Consider the following 18,133-nt stretch of genomic DNA (forward strand, 5'->3'; position numbering starts at 1 on the left):
CTGAGAAATTTATGCATGACGAATTAAAACAAAGTTATCAAAATATAATTACTGCTGTAGGTGAAGATGCTAATCGTGAAGGTCTGCTCGACACGCCAAAACGTGCAGCTAAAGCCATGGAGTATTTAACAAAAGGGTATCGTCAAACGCTCGATGAAATTACCAATAATGCAGTATTTACCTCAGACGCAGACGATATGGTTCTTGTGCAAGATATAGAGCTTTACTCTATGTGTGAGCATCACCTATTACCTTTTATTGGTCGTTGTCATATTGCCTATATTCCCGATGGTAAAGTACTGGGCTTATCTAAATTTGCACGTATTGTTGATATGTTTGCACGCCGTTTTCAGATACAAGAGCAATTAACACATCAAATTGCAAAAGCCGTTGAAGAAGTAACCGGTGCTAAAGGCGTGGGTGTTATTGTTGAAGCTAAACACATGTGTATGATGATGCGCGGTGTAGAAAAGCAAAATTCAAGCATGCGTACCTCGGTAATGCTGGGTAACTTTAGATCAGACTCTAAAACGCGTAACGAGTTTTTACAACTTATTAAGGGGTAATAATGGCCAACGCAATTATTAACGTAACCAACTTACGCTTACGTACGTTTATTGGCTTTAACCCTGAAGAGCGGGAAAAAAAGCAAGATGTAGTGATTAATTTAGAAATTCACTATCCTGCTGATGAAGCCTGTAAAACAGACGAAGTAGAACAAGCCCTCAATTATAAAGTGATCACCAAAGAGGTGATAAACCTAGTAGAACAAGGACACTTTTTGTTACTTGAAAAGCTGGTTGCCGAAATACTTGCTGTATGCCATAAACACCCCAGCGTGCATTACGCCAAAGCACGTGTGGATAAACCACATGCACTGCGCTTTGCCGACTCGGTATCACTCACGCTTGATTGGGTTAAATAATATTAAATTATTTTATCTAAGCCTATGGCAAGGGCAATAACAACTAAATACCGCACGCCTTTGCCAAGTGTTACTAGCAAAAAAAATACACTAAAACGTACTTTAAATATGCCACCAATAACCGTTAGCGGATCGCCAATAATCGGTAGCCAAGCAAACAGTAAGCTGTACACGCCATATTTTTTAAACTGAGATTGTGCTTTAACAATTCCCTGCTCAGAGACAGGAAACCACTTTTTGTGCTTAAAGCGCAGCACATGGGTACCCAGCCAATAATTAATACAACTTCCTAGTACATTGCCTGACGTAGCGGCTAACCACAGCAGCCATAGATTAGCTTTTGCTTGGCTTATCATCGTCGCAAGTACCACCTCTGAAGAGCTTGGCAATAAAGTAGCGGACACAAACGCACTAAAAAATAAGGTGATATAAAGCATTAAGTACTTAAAGTAAAAACCCAGCATACAGCTGGGTTTATTAAAATGTGGCTGTTTATTTTATCAAATTTAAACTCAGCGGGTAATTAAACTCTTTGCCTTCGTTGGCTTTAATACTGGCTAAAACCACCATGACAAACGAAAAAATAGCCACAAGGGGCAACAAAACCAAGCCTATTACAGCAAACACAAGTAAAAAACACACAAAGTAGGCAATAGCCATCGTGATTTGAAAGTTTAACGATTTTTTACCGTGTAAATCGACAATTGGCATTTCATCTTTTTTAATAAGCCATACCACTAATGGCCCAAGTATCGATCCAAACGGAATAACAAAACCGGCTACAGCACTTAAGTGACAAAGCATTGCCCATGTTTTTTCGTCTTTTGATAACGGCTCAAGCTGTTGATTTTCTTCCATTACGCTCTCCTTATTAGTTAATACATACTGCCTTTTTATTGAGCAGGTGTCCATAAATCATAACTGTATTGTTAAATATCACATCCTAACCCGCTGTGATAAAAAAGTGATAACTTTGTGAGAGTTTCTTGAGGTGGTTATTCAATACTTAACCTGAATCATCACTTACAGGAAATAATAATGAAAACATCAGCACTTACACTTGCCACTCTTTTAGCCGTAGCAAGCCAAACAACACAAGCTGCAGAGCTTGATTTAGAATTGACAAATTTAACCCAAGGTATTCACTTTACACCTGTGTTAATAACAGCGCACGACGCTGAAGATAAATTGTTTGAAGTAGCGACAGAGGCTTCAACAGCGCTACAAACAATGGCTGAAGGCGGCAATATTGCCGAGCTAATGGCTCAAGCAAGTGCGGCAGGAAGTGATATGGTAGCAAACCCAGCTGAAGGGTTACTTGCCCCAACGGCTTCTGCCTCTGCCACCCTTATGACGGCAGATACTAACGAATACCTTTCACTTACTGCCATGTTATTACCTACCAATGATGGCTTTGTTGGACTTAATAGCTGGAAAATCCCAACCGAAGCAGGTACCTATACAGTGTATCTTAATGCCTACGATGCAGGTACTGAGCAGAACAATGAGTTAGTAGTTGAAGGTTCAGGTGCGCCTGGTACGCCGGGGATCCCAGCAGCACCAGGGGGTGATGCAGGTACAGGTGGCGCAGGTTTAACCAGTACAGATAGCAATGTGAATGTACATATTCATCCTGGTAATTTAGGTGACGACGACTTAAATGCCGGTAGCAGTGATTTGAGTAACACCGTACACAGATGGTTAAACCCCGTTGCAAAATTAACTGTGACGGTTAAATAGGAGAGTTAATTATGTCATCTCTTTCTAATTTTAAAAAAAGTGCGCTTATTTTACTGTTAGCCAGCTCACTAGCCGCATGTGGCGATAACGATAATAACGACCCTATTGAAGATCAAGAACCTGTGGTGGTGGTTGAGCCGGAACCTGTAGTGTATGAGTTTACTATTACCTTTAGTAACTTAACGGCTGGACAGCCCCTATCGCCACTTTCTGTTATTGCATTTGATGAAACCGCACCATGGCAATTTGGTGAAACAGCCTCCATAGGCTTAGAAATGATTGCAGAAAGCGGCGCTAACGAAGCGTACCTTAGTGACGAAAATGCACTCGCTTCGGCCTCAGCAGAAGGCCCTATTGGCCCTGGAGAAACAACGACTGTAACGCTATCTGTTGAAGCGCAAGATGTACTTAATTTGTCTTTTGCTGCCATGCTTGGGAATACAAACGATGCTTTTACCGGTCTTAGTTCTGTAGATGTATCTACATTCGCAGTAGGCGATACGCTAACGCGCACCACCTTAGCTTATGATGCAGGTACAGAGGCAAATACCGAAACGGCTGAAACTGTGCCTGGCCCGGCTGCAAATGGCGAAGGGTTTAACGAAATACGCGACGACATTATTGATTTAATAACAATGCATCCAGGTATTGTGTCTAATCAAGATGGGCTATCAACTTCTGCACTCGGTGCAGGGCAAAAATTTGATAACCCTGTCTCTAAAATAATGATTGAGCGCACACAGTAATAACCAGCTTGTAATGGGGATGTGAGGAGACATGGAGGTCCCTTTTTTACGAGGTTAATACATGCGTCACGAAAAAATACTGGTAGTAGAAGACGACAGAGAAATCGGTCAATTAATAACAACTCAACTTACTACGCTAAATCTACATGTTGATCATGTTATAAGCGCTGAGCTTGCACTTAAAAGAATAGCAAAACAACCTTACGGGCTTATTTTACTGGATATAAACCTGCCACAAATGGATGGTTTAAGCCTATGCCGTAAAATTAAAGAGCACTACCCTACCATTTCCGTTATTTTACTTACTGCGCTCAGTAGCGATATGGACCGTGTAATTGGGCTTGAAATGGGCGCAGATGATTATATTTGTAAACCCTTTTTTGCTCGCGAATTACAAGCGCGCGTAAAAACACAGTTACGCCACCGCTCTCAACTTCTAGCGATTCAAAATAATGAAAACGACATCCCGTGCAACGAACAAACACTAAATATAGGCTCACTCAACATTGAGTTTAGCTCACATCAAGTTTATTTAGACGAACAAGCCCTTAACCTCACCGCCACTGAATTTGATTTGTTGGTGTATTTTGCTCGTCACCCTAACCACGTATTTAGTCGCCAGCAACTCTTAGATAAAGTGTGGGGATACCAACATAGTGGCTACGAGCACACGGTTAACTCACATATCAACCGTTTACGCGCCAAGCTTGAGCAACATCATCAAGCTCCCTTTATAGAAACCGTATGGGGTGTAGGCTATAAACTCAACCCTAGCCAACTTGGGTAACTTTTATGTTCAATTTGTCTTTATATCAAAAACTAGCTATCTCTTTGGTAATTATTTTTTGTTTTATTTGTGCACTTGTTTATAGCTGGAGTAAACAGCTAGAACTGAATTCCAAACACCATGGCGAGCAAAACCTACATCTAGCACTGGCCGAACACTTAGTTCAAGATAACCCACTTATTAAAGAAGGTGTTTACGATTACCAAGCCCTTGAAAACCTGTTTCATACTTTAATGTTATTAGGTCCCGCATTTGAGTTTTATTTTGTTGATGAAAACGGCAAAATCCTTACTTATTCAGCTGAGCCCGGCAAGGTAAAACGTACACACATTAATTTAGCGCCCCTTAAAACATTAATTAATAACCCTGATGCAGCCCCTATATATGGAGATAACCCGCGCGACCAAACTCAACAAAAAATATTTTCTGTCGCTCCTGTGTTTAATAACGACACATTGCAAGGATACCTGTATGTCATAATTGGTGGAGAAGCTTACGACACTTCACTTAATAATATAAAAAGTAACGACCGACTATGGCTTGCAGCATTATGGCTAACATCGGCCTTGGCATTTTTACTGATTGCAATGCTTATTTTACTGCGCTTTTTTACCAACCCAATTCAACGTTTAGCTCAAGATGTGAGTAATATAGAAGCGGCCAATTACAGCTTAACAGACACAAAACTGAGTAACTTTTCGACCCAAAAAAGTAACGAGGTGCATAGCCTAGGGCGAAGCATACAAGCCATGGTGACCCGTATTAATGAGCAATTTAAAGCACTTGAGCAAAGCGATAAACAACGCAAAGAACTACTGACTCATTTATCTCACGACCTACGTACACCGCTTGCTTCTTTACAAGGCTTTTTAGAGGTACTTAATCAATCAGGTTCGCAACTAAGCGCTGATGAGCAACAAGAGTACTTACACGTTTCGCTCAACAATTGCGCACAACTTAAACAACTTATTGAGCAAATTTTTGAACTCGCTCACTTAGAAAACGGCGAAATAAGCATACACAAAGAAACCTTTAATTTAGGGGAGTTAATTTACGATTGTATTGCCAAATTTAGTCTGGCTGCTGACAGCAAAGGCATTAAGTTAAGCGTGGAGCCTGCTATTTGCGATTTTCCTGTTGTAGCGGATATTGCAAAGCTTGAGCGTGTGCTGAGTAATTTAATTGATAACGCCATTAGGCATACACCTAACGGCGGTAATATAGCTGTCCACGTTAAGCATATAGATAATGCACAGTTATTTGTGCAGGTTTCTGATACAGGTGTAGGTATAAAACATGATGAGCTAGATGCTATTTTTAATCCACACTACCAAGCATCTAATTCTAATAACGAAGGCCGCCAACAAGGTGGTTTAGGGCTGGCTATTTGTAAAGGTTTACTTGCCTTGATGGATAGCGAAATAAACGTGCAGAGCGAATTAGGTAAAGGCACCATGTTTAGCTTTAACTTGCCACAAAAAATAAAGGTATAGCCATAGGCTATACCTTTAAAACAGTACTTAATTCTTATTCCCATTAGGGCATGCTGACTTAGTTTTTAATACCAGCTAAATCCAGCATAAAGGCGTAATTAAGCGCTGTATCTTCTAGGCGCTTAAAGCGACCAGACGCACCGCCGTGGCCGGCTTCCATATCTATTTTAAATAGCAGTTTATTATCATCTGTCTTATAGTCACGTAGCTTTGCAACCCACTTAGCTGGTTCAAAGTATTGAACTTGCGAGTCATGTAAGCCCGTAGTCACTAGCATATTTGGGTACGCTTGTTTAGCCACTTGGTCATACGGTGAGTACGACAGCATATAGTCATAGTACTCTTTTTCATTTGGGTTACCCCACTCGCCATACTCATTGGTTGTAAGCGGTATGCTTTCATCAAGCATGGTGGTAACCACATCAACAAAAGGCACTGCTGCAACCACCCCTTTATACAACTCAGGTGCTTGGTTAACCACCGCGCCCATTAATAAACCACCAGCACTCCCTCCGTAAGCAAATATTTCGTCTTTTGCACCATAACCTTGTGACACTAGTGACTTAGTTACATCAACAAAGTCGTTAAACGTGTTCTTTTTAGTTAATAATTTGCCATCTTCATACCATGGGCGACCTAACATTTGCGAGCCACGCACATGCGCTATAGCAAACACAAACCCACGGTCTAATAAGCTTAAGCGGGAGCTTGAAAAAGTAGGGTCCATTGTTGCGCCGTACGAGCCATAGCCGTATTGAAGTAATGGATTTGTGCCATCCTTTTTAAATGCATCTTTACGGTACACTAAGCTTACCGGCACTTTAATACCGTCGCGAGCCTTTACAAAAATACGCTCAGAGGCATAGTTATCTGCGTTAAAATCACCTAACACAGTTTGCTGTTTAAGTTGCGTTTTATCACCCGACTTAAGGTCAATATCGTACGAGGTACCTGGTGTAGTCATACTCGTATAGTAAACACGTAATTTGTCGCTGTTTATATCGTTATTGCCATAGCTTGCAATGGTATACGCACTGTCGTTAAAGCTTAGCGTATGCTCTTCTCCAGTAGTTAAATGGCGTACAATAAGGCGCGACTGACCCTGCTCTCGTTCTTGGTACACAAGGTAGTCTTTAAATAAATCAACGCCTTCAAGCTTAATATCATCGCGCGGGGCAATCACCGTTTGCCAATTTGCTTTATCATGCGCTTTATCTACATCCACTTTCATAAGCTGAAAGTTAACCGCATTTAAGTTAGTAACGATGTAGTACGTATTGCCAAGCTTTGAAATACTGTATTCAAGGTCGTCCTCACGCTCAATTAAGCGCTTAGGTTTTGCTTTAATATCATCTGCACTGAGTACCGACATACCAGAGGCATTGGTGCTGCTGTGCCAAATATATATTTCTGAGCCATCTTTGCTCTTACTAATACCTGTGTAATAGCTTGTATCAGTTTCTTCGTAAATTAGTTCATCATCACTTTGTGGTGTGCCTAATGTATGGCGGTAAACTTGATAGCCAAGTAAGGTTTGTGCATCTTTTTTAATGTAATAAAAGGTTTTATTATCGTTTGCCCAAATAACGCCGCCATTTGTTCCCTCAAGCGTGTCTTCGAGCAACTGTCCTGTGGTTAGATCTTTTACCTTTATGGTGTAAATTCTACGGCTAACAGTATCTTCCCCGTACGCCATTAAATTTCCGTTAGTGCTTACAGATAAGCCACTGACAGCAAAGTAGTCGTGATCTTTGGCCAACGCATTTACATCTAAAATAACTTGCTGATCACTGCCTTTAAAGTCGCTACTGCGAACATAAGTAGGGTATTCGTTTTCGCCACGGGTTTGCGATGAATAAAAATAATCACCTCTTTTTACTGGCACCGAGTCATCGTCTTTTTTAATACGCCCTTTTAGCTCTTCAAATAACGAATCTTGCAGCGTTTTAGTATGCGCAAGCATTGCATCGGTATAGGCGTTTTCTGCATTTAAGTAACTTATAACCTCTGGCGCTTTACGCTCGTCATCACGTAGCCAGTAGTAATCATCAATACGCGTATCGCCATGAATCGTCATTTCATGCGGTACTTTTTTAGCAATCGGCGCCACGGCGCTCACTGGTTTTTCTGTTTGTTGAGTTTGCATCGTTGTTGCTGTCTCTGAAGGTGTACTTTTTGGCGCATTATCACACCCTGCTAGCACCGCGAGTGATAACGCCGCTAGCGTAAATGAAGAACGAATCATTATTAAATCTCTATGTTTTTTATTATTGATGATATTAAATATACCTAATAATAAAGCGTGATGTAATTTAGTTTGTGAAGCTATGTAAAAAGGGAGCCGAGGCTCCCTTTAAAATAACTCAGTAGTTATAAAATTACTTTTGTTTACGACGGCGCATAAATGCAAACGGCGCAGCAAGTAACGTTAACCAAGCGAGTGAGCCCGATGAACCATTGCTTTCAGGCTCTGGAGTTGGGGTCACAGGCTGAGGGTCTGCAATGGTATCGTTAACAACAATTGATACCATGGTTTCTTCAGCAGTCGTGCCTGATGCTTCACGCACTGTGTATGTAAAGCTATCTTCACCAGAGAACTGCGCATTTGGCGTATAATCAATTGTGCCATCTTCATTCACTGTAGTTGAACCATTTGCAGGTGCAGAAGCCACCTCAACAGTTGATGCGACTAGGCTGCCTTTAATTCTTACGCCTTTATGGGCAGAGAATTCTGCATTTTCTGTTTCTGAAGAAGCTACTGCGTCAAATACAAAACGCGACTCAGCCATATCATTAGCTAATACATCAATAGTCACTGTTTGCTCTTCATCAACTTCTACAGAATCTGCTGCTGTGTAATGGCTGCGATCTTTTGCAAAAGCTTGGTATTGAATATCAACCACACCGCCTTTAATTTGATCGACTAAGTAGCCACTACCAATACCATTACCCGTTGGAACGGTGTCTAGCATAGCTCCTACGTTACCATCGGCAGACTCTACACCCGCAGAGTAAGGAGCAGGCAATGTGGGTACATCAATGTAATTCATACGTATTTCATCAGTGCCTTCTTTTAAGATCACTTGGAACGTGTACTTATCACCTGAAGCGCTACCCCAAAGCTCAACATCATGCCATTCTACAACAACATAACCGCTATCAAATTTAGCAACATAGATCTCACCGCCACCAGACGTACCACCCGCTAAATCAAAGTCAGCCCAAAGCGGCGCTATAACACCGTTAGGTGTACGTGCATTAGGCATTGCTTGAGGGCTCCAAGAGTTAGTGGTGTTTACATCTGCACCAACAGCAATAAAGCCATTATCTGAGATGGTAAATGCTGAGTACTCTTTCCCATCAAAAATAAAGTCAGCTTCAACCGTAATGGTTATTTCATCACACCCGTCAGGACACGCTTGAGGCTCAAAGTCATCATCAGCCAATGAGAAGGTACCTAAGAAATCACTGCTGTTAATAGCAAACTCTTTTGGCCCTAATGTACCCGTCCAGGTAAGCTCTTTGTTGTCTTCACTTAATGTTACTTCACCTGCACCATTAGTCACTTCAACAACAGGCGCTGCACCTTTTAAAAGCTCCGCATTCTCATCAAGTTTTACATTTACAGATAGCTCTTCAGTAAATAGAGTATTGTTGAATTGCACCCCTATTTTTGCTGGAGTAGAAGAGTTTAAAGAGTCGGCATCGACTGTTGCGCTAAACACACTGCTATTGGTTGCTTCGTTATCATAAATAGCAAATGGTAAATGCGCGACTTGGCCTGTTTCAGTATGAGTCCATACAACGTGACCAAAGTTCCAACCTTTAACATCATTAAACGTTGAATCAATATCTAGGTTAAACTCAGCCATGTCTGTGCTTGTTTCAGCACCCTCTGAATCAGTAGAAGTAGAACCATGTGCACCCAGTGTAACTGTATTAGGAGACACAGAGATTTCTGCGCCTTGCATATCTGTTACTACTTTTGCCGTCCACTCGCCAGCTGTATCTGTCATGTTTTGCACGGTATTTGAGAAACTACAAACGCTTAAACAGCTCGGATCGGCGTAAGAGCCATGTTCAAACGTAAGCGCTGCCTCTAGCGCATTAGGTACATCTAATCGACCAGCACCTACATCAAAGGCATCAGCTTTTGTCACTAAGTCTTCTTTATGTAGACCATCCATTTTAGATGAACTCATAAGTGCGGTTTTAATCTGTACCGCATTCCATTCTGGGTGAGCTTGCTTCATCAGCGCTGCTGCACCTGCAACATGTGGGCTCGCCATACTTGTACCTGAAATAGCGTTAAAGGTAATGCCATTTCCTTCATCTGGCGAATACGCAGATAAAATATCAGTACCTGGTGCTGCAATATCAGGTTTTAAGAAGCTAGGCTCACCATTAGGGCCACGCGAACTTGAAGAATTGACTGCATCAGTAAATTTCTCTTGAATTGTTCTTTTAACACTAGGATCGAGTGATGCAATAACTGGCTCTTCAGCTGCTGTTAAAAGCTCAACTAAGCTTAAACCATCTTCTTGGCTGATTGCTGAGGCTGGAATTGTAGCATCATCCATAGACATGCCCATTGCACCGCCTGCAACATTGTTGTGGATAATTACCGCTGTTGCACCTGCTTTTGCCGCATTTTCAGCTTTAGCTGAAAATGCACAGCTACCACGAGAGATAAGTGCAACAGAATCCGCAAATGAGATATCCTCAGCGAACTCTTCACACCCTTCAAAGTTATCAGGCGCTACAACCTGCGCAGAAATTATAGGGAGCGAGATTGGGTCTGTTAATAAACCGTTGCTTCCTTCAATACTTAAATAAGTTTCGCCTGCCACTTCAACTTGCTGAGAGAAAAAACGCCCTGTTTGCGTATTGGCCACTGTGAGACCCGATTCTATACAGCTAGGACAACCAATAGTTTGTGCGCCGTTACCATCGTTACCTGCTGCGGTTACAACCACTACACCGGCTTCTTCTGCAGCGGTGAATAAATCACTGTACGCACTACCAGAAGGGTTGCCACCTGGACCACCGCCCCACGAGTTGTTAATTACGTCTGCGCCATCTTTAATGGCTGCTTCTAATGCAGCCATGAGCGCTACAGTTGTACCGCTGCCTCGCCCATCGGCTGTGTGCCAAAGCGCTTTGTAAGCCATTAATTGTGCTGCTGGTGCTACACCTGAGATTGACACGTTATTGTCTTGGTAAGTAATTTCAATTGGGTTACCTACAGCGGTACCCGCAACATGCGTTCCGTGACCGTCGTATCCTAGTGGAGAGCCAATATATTCATCAGGGTGAACATCACTTGGTGTTGGGCCAAATGCACGCGCCACAATTAGTTTATTATTACAAAAATTTGCTTCACCGCCCTCTATACGACAGTAATCAGGGTTTTCTGCGATGTAAGCAGCCTCTTCTTCACTAAACTCTGCAGCTGCGAAACCCACATCTGAAAACATTGGGTTTTCTGGGCGAATACCCGAGTCAATGATCGCAACTTTAACGCCTTTACCCGCTTCAGATTGGCCACCAAGCGCCTGCCAAGCCTCCACGCCTCTAATTACATCAATAGAAGCATCCATTAATGTGTGGTACTCAGTATCTAAAAATACTTTTTTAACACCCGCAAGTTTAGCGAGTTTTTCACGCTGTCCTTGCTCACCCTCTACTACGATGCCATTAAAAAGGGTGCTGAATGAGTGTGATACAGCGCCCCCACTAACAGACGCAGCTACTTGTGCTACACTTTTTTGCTTGGCTTTTAAGTAACTGCTGTATTTTAAAGCGGGTGCTGAACTAAGTTTAATTTTACTATCACCAGTAACGGCGGCAGAGGTTGCTTCAAGCCCTGCGATACCGCCTTTGTAGGTTGCTAGCGGCTCATCTTCAAGCTGGATAATATAGCGTGCTTTAGTAGAGATGGTTTTATCTTGAGAGTATGTTTTTACACTTGATGTTTCTGGGACGTATCCTTTAGATAAATCAGGTGTAGCCGCTACGCCGTATGACATCATAGCTAAACCTATAGCTGATGAAATAGCGGTTCTTTTCAGTGTTATATTAGACATTATTTCCCCTGGAGTGTGTTTTATATTATTGTATTTACTCAATTCGATATTATTAGAATTGTGATTTTAATATAGAACTTCAGCCCCTAAGCTAGCAACAACTCAATTACAACTAGATTACAAAGGTGCAAAAAAAGCCCTTCACAAAAATCATAAGTGAATAATAAAAAACAAGTTTTTAGCTAACCGGCATTTGTAAATCACTGTAAACAAACCCTAACTTCTCTATGGAAAATGAATGAGTAACGATGTTATAAATATTTTAACCATGGCTAAAGTAATTCAGACTGCCGTCGCCCCTGTCTTTTTAATTACGGGAATTGCAGCCACACTCGGAGTTTTATCTAATCGTTTAGCGCGCATTACTGATCGTGCGAGGCAACTTGAGCGAAAACTTAAAGTAAGCACCGATGAAGACTTTAATAAAACCTTGGCCACAGAGCTACGCGCCCTGTTAAAGCGCTCGCGATGTATTCACATTGCTTTTAGTATGAGCGTTTTAAGTGCTTTGCTAGTATGTGCCGTGGTAATGCAGTTGTTTTTATCGCATATTCAATCTATTAATTTAGGGGTAACCATTGCAAGCTGCTTTGTTGCTGCAATGGCCTTATTAATATGTGGTTTTATGTCGTTACTTGGTGAAGTATTTTTGGCCACACGTAGTATGCGCCGAGGGATGATTTTTGCTGATATTAATGATTAGCAATAAAAAAGCCCGAGGCTTTGCTCGGGCTTTTATCACAACATTTTAATTTTATTGTGCAGTATAAATAGTCTCTAACACTTCAATTCGTGCTTCTTTAGTATAGTCAGATGACTTTAACTGTTCTGCAGCAGCTAAAATATCTTGACCATCATTAACAGCTAATACCGCTATTTTAGTGCCTGGGAAAACAGACACTACCTTCAAGCCAGATAGCTGAGCTACCTCTGTTGCGTTCATGTCATCTTTAAGCAAAATAGTGATATTGCCAGAAAGCGACGTTAAGTTATTTGTTAGTACATTACGTACCAGCGTCCCTTTTGTTACTAACGATGAAGCCTCAGAGGATTCAACAACCGCCATCTCACCTTTAGTAGAAACAACATACTCATCAGCAGCAACACTTGCTGGTACTAAACGTAAGTTTTTTTCTACAACGTAAGAGCCAAAGTCGGTTTTGCTGTATTTCACACTATTTACCGGCTTTTTTGAAAGTTGCAGTTCTTTATCTGCTACTGAACTCGCTGTTGCACTTAGAGAAATACACGCAGCAGCACCTAAAATAACTAATTTATTCATTTTCATATCTATATTCCTTACTCTTGACCTGCGTGACCAAATGCTCTTAACGAAACACCTTCTAAAACGCTTGCAGCACGGTTATTTGAAATACCAGTAACTTCAAGACCATTTTTAATACCATCAGTGAAAGCAAAGCTATCCGCTGCGGCATCAAGAACGCGAATAGTCCACGTACCTTTTGTTGTCTCGCCATAAAAAGCATTAGACATAAGTACCGCATCCTTTAAAACATAGCCTGTGCTCCAACCGTTAGTAAAGCTATAAGCCGGGTAGAATAGAGCTTGTTTAGACGCAAGTAATACACTGCGGGTGCCTGATGGAGACGTTACTTCAATAGCTAAATCGGTACCAGCAGAGGTTTGAGTTCCATCAGCTAGCCCAAAGCCCATTTCAGCATTGCTTACGTCAAACTTAAACTGCATTGCTTCAATGTTTAACTCTTCTTCAACAATGATTTGCTGTGTAACACCTGCAGCACTGTTGTCTGGAATTTCTAGCGTAAGGGCATCTTCTTCAACAACAGAACCAACACCATTCCATTGTGTGATAACTTGCTCGCCTAATGCTACGTCGTACTCTTTTGCCATCTCAACGGCAGCACCAGCATCTACACGTCCAAAACCATATAAGTTATTAAAGTTATAACCTGCTGCATTTTCAACCCAGCCGTCATGCGCTACAAATTCACCTTCACCAACGCTAAGGGTTACAACTTCATCTTCTGCATCGTTGACTGTGCTGGTAGTAGCTAAGATATGACGAACGTCGCGCCATGTTAGCTCTGGATTAGCTGATAAGATCAGTGATACTACACCTGACGCATTAGGTGCTGCTGAAGAAGTACCATTAAACGTTGAGGTATAGTTACAGCTAGCGTTATCTTCATGGCCTGGATAGTTGAATGAGTATTGCGATGCCGCAAAGTCTTCGCCATATGCTGCAGCCCATGCCGTAATCGAGCTACCATTAAAGCCTGAGTACCCGTTAATACAGGTCATTTGGTCAGTTGTTACCATAGCAGGCGCCCACCGCCCGTACTCACCTGCAGGGGCTGAAACCATTAGGTTAGCACCACCGCTTGAGTAGCTTGTATGTGTACCATCAGCGTTTACAGCTGCAACGCTTAAGTAATATGGGTGACCTTGGCTTGGCTCAAACGCGCCGTTATAACAAGTAAGGCCTAACTCATTTGCGCCGTTATCAGCACATAACGAGCCTTCACCGCTACCATCGACAAACGAGTTACCGCTTGATTTCATGTTTAGCGCACCTTTACCATCACGAAGGCTAAGGTTAGGGTAAGACTCGATAGCTTCATCTAGCTCTGAGTAACCAATAAACGTTGGGAAGGTAATACCGTAGCTGCGGTTAAAAGCAGAAATGTTTTCTGATGTGCTAATGCCGCTACCAGGGAAACCATGAGCGAGTAATTCGGTTTGCTCAATTTTATCGCCACCTAGGTAGTTCATGCCAATGAGACCAGCATCTGGTGCAACACCGCGCCCGCCTTTACCATTCCAGCCTTTTGCTGCAATTAAGCCTGCAACACTAGTACCGTGGTCACCACTGTTTGACAAACTTGTAGGGTCGGTACGGTCAAGCGCCTCTGCATCTAAGTTTAGAGAGCGATTAGGTAAAACGTTATCAACTAAATCTTCGTGACGAATTTCCATACCAGAGTCAACAACAACCGCTGTTACGCCAGCACCTGTAACACCTTGAGCATAAGCTGCTGCTACGTTCATATCTTCGCCAGCAACCAACTCTTCTGCTTCTGACTCTGCAAAACTAGCATTAACCCTTTCTTGCGCTTCTTCCTCAGTATCGCCATCCTGATTAACGTAAAAATCTACTAAACCTTGCTTCATATCATCGCTTAAAGCATATGATTTTTGACCTGTGTTACGCAGGTGCCACTGCTGATTAGCTAATGGATCTGATGCTATTTCTGTAATATTTAGCTGTGCAGACGCTGTTTTACCATTTGCATTAGCGGTGTAATCAATTACGGCATCTTCACCGGTAACAGACACATAGGTGAAGGTATCGCCTTCAACAGTGAGTAAGCCGTGGCTAAAAGTATATACGCCATCTTGTGCTTCAACCGCTTCACCATTTTCAGTAAATGTATAACTTAGTGTATCGCCATCGTTATCACTTGCATTAAACTCAGCTGTTACAGGTACCCATTGCTTTAAACCGGCAACGGCTACATCGCTTGCTTTTGGTGCAACATCAGTTACTACAGCAACTTGGCTATTATTGTCATTGTCGCTGCCACCACACCCTGCTAGCGTCATAACTACTGCGGCAGAAAGCGCCGACATTTTAAAGATATTATGCTTCATAAACTTCCTTCGTTATTTATTTTTATGATGACTCAAGGTACACAACAGGGCACTTAATAACAACGCACTGTTTACAGTCGTTAACAATAAAATGACAAGGTGTAATGATATATTCAGAAAACAAGCTATGAGGCATTAAAGTTTCACTTGAATAAAATAAGTAATCGATTCAAGATGTCTAATTAGTAGATATAATTTCTTACAGGGGCAAAATATGAAATTTAAACAATTTTTAGCAGGGGTTGCTTTAGCAACATGTACACTTAGCGTATCTGCAAATACTGCATTTAAAGAACCAAGTGATGCTATTGAATACCGTCAAGCTGCATTTTCTATGATTTCAGTGCAAATTAGCGATATGGGCGCAATGCTAAAAGGTAAAATTCCTTTTGATGCAGAACAATTTAAAATGCGCGCCAATAACGCAGCCGCCCTTTCTAAAATGCCATGGGAAGCGTTTTACGAAGGCACAGATAAAGGTGATACAGCAGCCTTAGCTGATGTATGGTCAGACAATGCAACCTTTGTTAAAAAAGCCAATGCCTTCGCGGCCAATGCAGATAAGCTAGCTTTAGCAGCTCAATCTGGCGATAAGGCGGTAATTGGTAAAGCATTTGGCGCTTGGGCCAAAGGCTGTAAAGATTGCCACAAGCAATTTAAAGACTAATTACAATTAAAACAACGCACACTAAAACGGCGCTTTATGCGCCGTTTTGTTTTTTGTTAGCTATTAACTTAGCAAGTAATTAAGTGGTTCTTTGCCCCATGTAACAGCTAGTAGCACTAGCAACCCTACAAAAATAGCCCACGCTAACCAAGGTGCCTGGGTGTTATCTATATTAGCTTGAGTGGCTTGCTCGCTGTTAGCCTGTTTACCGGTGATCATTGCTTTGACAAGTGCCTTTCCTTTTATTTTATACACAACTATGGCAGTAACATGCAGGCATATAGCATAAAATAAAATATCGAAATTAAGGCGGTGCAGCCAATTTGCAAAATCAACTGTTGAGCTCGACACGTACTCCACCAAAGGTCCATCAGTCAAAATGCCATCACTGCTCATTAGCCCAGTTACTAACTGCACTATAATAAGCACAAAAAACAACAAAACCATGTAGCTACCTGGCGCCGAATGACCCACCCTTTTACTAGGATTTTTAAACTCTTTAAGTACTGCTATTGGCGAGTGCAGTAACGCGCTTAATTTTGCCGTTTTACTGCCCACCAGCCCCCACACTAAACGAGTCACTATTAATGCGATTGCAAAAAAGCCAGCCACAAAATGTAGCTCAATCATGCCCTCGTCAATGCTAAAGTAAAGCACAGCAATATTAATCACTAATAACCAATGAAAGCTTCTTATAAAGCCATCCCATACTTTTATACTTTGCATATAAATCCTCAACTTGTTGCCAGTCTTTGGCACATTATTTTGATACTAAAACTATTATTCCAAAGTTTTACTAGTGCTGCATTAATGATATTACATAAAGCCCTATTTATGGCACACTAAACGCACACATATATTACCTACTTGTATTAATGAATATAACTAAACGCGCAGTATTAAAAGGTTTTTTTGACATGCTCCCGCTTTGCTTAGCGGTTGTTCCTTGGGGGATATTATGTGGCTCTTTAGCGATTCAAAATGGCTTTAGCCCCTTAGAAACACAAACAATGTCACTACTTGTATTCGCGGGTTCTGCACAATTAGTTACCATTGAACTAATGGCCGGTAACACCCCTTTACTGACTATTCTATTTACCACATTTATTATTAGCTCTCGGCATTTTTTATACGGTTTAGCCGTACGCCATAAAGTTATTTCACAACCATTACGGTGGCGCTTACCAATCAGTTTTGTACTAACCGACGAGCTGTTTGCCTTTTCGCATCACCGCAAAGCCTATAAAACAAAAGCGCGCCTAATATACGCTTTAAGTGCGGGTTTTAGTTTTTATATTGCATGGAACCTTTGGACACTCATAGGCATAGTTGCAGGAAGTGTGCTCCCTGATTTAACAAATTTAGGGCTCGACTTTGCTATTGCAGCTACATTTATTGCACTTGTGGTACCGGGCATAAAAAATTTAGCCTCGCTGGTTACAGTGATTGTTGCGGGTATTAGCGCCACACTTTTAAAAAGCACGGGATTTGAATTGTGGTTAGTTTGTGCTGCTCTACTTGCAATGAGTGCAGGCTACTTTACTGCAAGGCTTACACAAAAAAAGGACAGCCCATTATGATGCTCACTATATTATTAATGGCGTGTATTACCTTTTTTACTCGTTACTTATTTTTACATCAACGCCTTGGTTTTAAAGTGGGCCCTAAAATGCAGCAGTTTTTAAGCTTTAGCGCACCCGCTGTACTAACCGCTATTTGGGTACCCATTATTTTTATAAATGAAGAGGGGATCAACCTAAACTGGCACAACCCATATTTAAGCGCAGCTATCGTTGCCATTATTGTTGCCTATAAAACACATAATATTTATTACACAACGCTTGCCAGTATGGGGTTATTTTTAATTTTAAATTAGGGCGTGTTGACCTTTGGCGTTTGAATTTGCAGCAGTATGTTTGGTTCTTAGGCAAGGCAGAGCCTATGAAGTGTGGTTATTCCCCATAAATAGGCGATAACGTAGCATAAATGCCAAACATGCGCTGCCCTTTGGGTTCTGCCTAGGGGCGATAAACTCTTTGTTGCCTACATGGGTGTA

17 protein-coding genes are annotated in these 18,133 nt (G+C 41.7%); 10 read left to right on the forward strand and 7 right to left on the reverse strand.

Features of this window, described 5'->3' with window-relative positions; translation table 11 throughout:
* Nucleotides 1–11: 11 nt before the first annotated feature.
* Nucleotides 12–566, forward strand: coding sequence for a GTP cyclohydrolase I FolE (gene folE / locus CWC16_RS03740; RefSeq protein WP_055015863.1), 555 nt, complete (start codon nucleotides 12–14; stop codon nucleotides 564–566).
* A 2-nt stretch (nucleotides 567–568) separates the two neighbouring features.
* Entirely contained in the window at nucleotides 569–925 is a 357-nt protein-coding gene (gene folX / locus CWC16_RS03745; RefSeq protein WP_055015862.1) for a dihydroneopterin triphosphate 2'-epimerase, read from the forward strand.
* Between the two features lie 2 nt (nucleotides 926–927).
* Here folX and CWC16_RS03750 read toward each other — a convergent pair whose 3' ends face one another.
* Together CWC16_RS03750 and CWC16_RS03755 are read right to left on the reverse strand one after the other, a co-directional pair.
* A complete protein-coding gene (locus CWC16_RS03750; RefSeq protein WP_138540557.1) occupies nucleotides 928–1,362 on the reverse strand; it encodes a YqaA family protein in 435 nt (144 codons plus the stop codon).
* A 55-nt stretch (nucleotides 1,363–1,417) separates the two neighbouring features.
* Nucleotides 1,418–1,783, reverse strand: a complete 366-nt coding sequence (locus CWC16_RS03755; protein WP_055019953.1) for a DUF4870 domain-containing protein — start codon at nucleotides 1,781–1,783, stop codon at nucleotides 1,418–1,420.
* 180 nt (nucleotides 1,784–1,963) lie between these two features.
* Here CWC16_RS03755 and CWC16_RS03760 point away from each other — a divergent pair, with 180 nt between their 5' ends.
* The 4 genes from CWC16_RS03760 to CWC16_RS03775 all read left to right on the forward strand — a co-directional run bounded on the left by CWC16_RS03760 (nucleotide 1,964) and on the right by CWC16_RS03775 (nucleotide 5,691).
* Nucleotides 1,964–2,665, forward strand: coding sequence for a spondin domain-containing protein (locus CWC16_RS03760; protein WP_138540558.1), 702 nt, complete (start codon nucleotides 1,964–1,966; stop codon nucleotides 2,663–2,665).
* An 11-nt stretch (nucleotides 2,666–2,676) separates the two neighbouring features.
* Nucleotides 2,677–3,411: a spondin domain-containing protein gene (locus CWC16_RS03765; protein WP_138540559.1), complete on the forward strand. Its 735-nt coding sequence runs from the start codon at nucleotides 2,677–2,679 to the stop codon at nucleotides 3,409–3,411.
* A gap of 61 nt (nucleotides 3,412–3,472) precedes the next feature.
* Nucleotides 3,473–4,198 (forward strand): response regulator transcription factor, encoded by a 726-nt coding sequence (locus tag CWC16_RS03770; RefSeq protein WP_138540560.1) that lies wholly within the window; start codon nucleotides 3,473–3,475, stop codon nucleotides 4,196–4,198.
* 5 nt (nucleotides 4,199–4,203) lie between these two features.
* Complete coding sequence (locus tag CWC16_RS03775; RefSeq protein ID WP_138540561.1) at nucleotides 4,204–5,691, forward strand: sensor histidine kinase; 1,488 nt, start codon at nucleotides 4,204–4,206, stop codon at nucleotides 5,689–5,691.
* 58 nt (nucleotides 5,692–5,749) lie between these two features.
* On the opposite strand, the gene CWC16_RS03780 is transcribed toward CWC16_RS03775, so the two are convergent.
* Nucleotides 5,750–7,936, reverse strand: a complete 2,187-nt coding sequence (locus CWC16_RS03780; RefSeq protein ID WP_138540562.1) for a S9 family peptidase — start codon at nucleotides 7,934–7,936, stop codon at nucleotides 5,750–5,752.
* A 133-nt stretch (nucleotides 7,937–8,069) separates the two neighbouring features.
* On the reverse strand, nucleotides 8,070–11,777 hold the full coding sequence (locus tag CWC16_RS03785; RefSeq protein WP_138540563.1) for a S8 family serine peptidase: 3,708 nt from the start codon (nucleotides 11,775–11,777) through the stop codon (nucleotides 8,070–8,072).
* A 238-nt stretch (nucleotides 11,778–12,015) separates the two neighbouring features.
* Between CWC16_RS03785 and CWC16_RS03790 the strand changes: the two genes are divergently transcribed.
* Nucleotides 12,016–12,480, forward strand: a complete 465-nt coding sequence (locus CWC16_RS03790) for a DUF2721 domain-containing protein (RefSeq protein WP_055015854.1) — start codon at nucleotides 12,016–12,018, stop codon at nucleotides 12,478–12,480.
* 51 nt (nucleotides 12,481–12,531) lie between these two features.
* Here the strand turns inward: CWC16_RS03790 and CWC16_RS03795 are convergent, their stop codons facing one another.
* The gene (locus CWC16_RS03795; protein ID WP_138540564.1) at nucleotides 12,532–13,065 is read right to left on the reverse strand and encodes a serine protease external chaperone; all 534 of its coding nucleotides are present in this window, start codon (nucleotides 13,063–13,065) and stop codon (nucleotides 12,532–12,534) included.
* A gap of 11 nt (nucleotides 13,066–13,076) precedes the next feature.
* Nucleotides 13,077–15,410, reverse strand: coding sequence for a S8 family serine peptidase (locus CWC16_RS03800; protein ID WP_138540565.1), 2,334 nt, complete (start codon nucleotides 15,408–15,410; stop codon nucleotides 13,077–13,079).
* Between the two features lie 214 nt (nucleotides 15,411–15,624).
* On the opposite strand from CWC16_RS03800, the gene CWC16_RS03805 reads away from it, so the two are divergent.
* On the forward strand, nucleotides 15,625–16,077 hold the full coding sequence (locus tag CWC16_RS03805; RefSeq protein ID WP_055015851.1) for a c-type cytochrome: 453 nt from the start codon (nucleotides 15,625–15,627) through the stop codon (nucleotides 16,075–16,077).
* A gap of 63 nt (nucleotides 16,078–16,140) precedes the next feature.
* Here the strand turns inward: CWC16_RS03805 and CWC16_RS03810 are convergent, their stop codons facing one another.
* Nucleotides 16,141–16,803 (reverse strand): cytochrome b/b6 domain-containing protein, encoded by a 663-nt coding sequence (locus CWC16_RS03810; protein WP_138540566.1) that lies wholly within the window; start codon nucleotides 16,801–16,803, stop codon nucleotides 16,141–16,143.
* 149 nt (nucleotides 16,804–16,952) lie between these two features.
* Here CWC16_RS03810 and CWC16_RS03815 point away from each other — a divergent pair, with 149 nt between their 5' ends.
* Nucleotides 16,953–17,657 (forward strand): AzlC family ABC transporter permease, encoded by a 705-nt coding sequence (locus tag CWC16_RS03815; RefSeq protein WP_138540567.1) that lies wholly within the window; start codon nucleotides 16,953–16,955, stop codon nucleotides 17,655–17,657.
* Nucleotides 17,654–17,953, forward strand: a complete 300-nt coding sequence (locus CWC16_RS03820; RefSeq protein WP_055015848.1) for an AzlD domain-containing protein — start codon at nucleotides 17,654–17,656, stop codon at nucleotides 17,951–17,953. Before CWC16_RS03815 ends, CWC16_RS03820 begins: the two co-directional genes overlap by 4 nt.
* Nucleotides 17,954–18,133: the final 180 nt, after the last annotated feature.

The sequence above is a fragment of the Pseudoalteromonas sp. S3776 genome, from assembly GCF_005886915.1.
GTDB lineage: Bacteria > Pseudomonadota > Gammaproteobacteria > Enterobacterales > Alteromonadaceae > Pseudoalteromonas.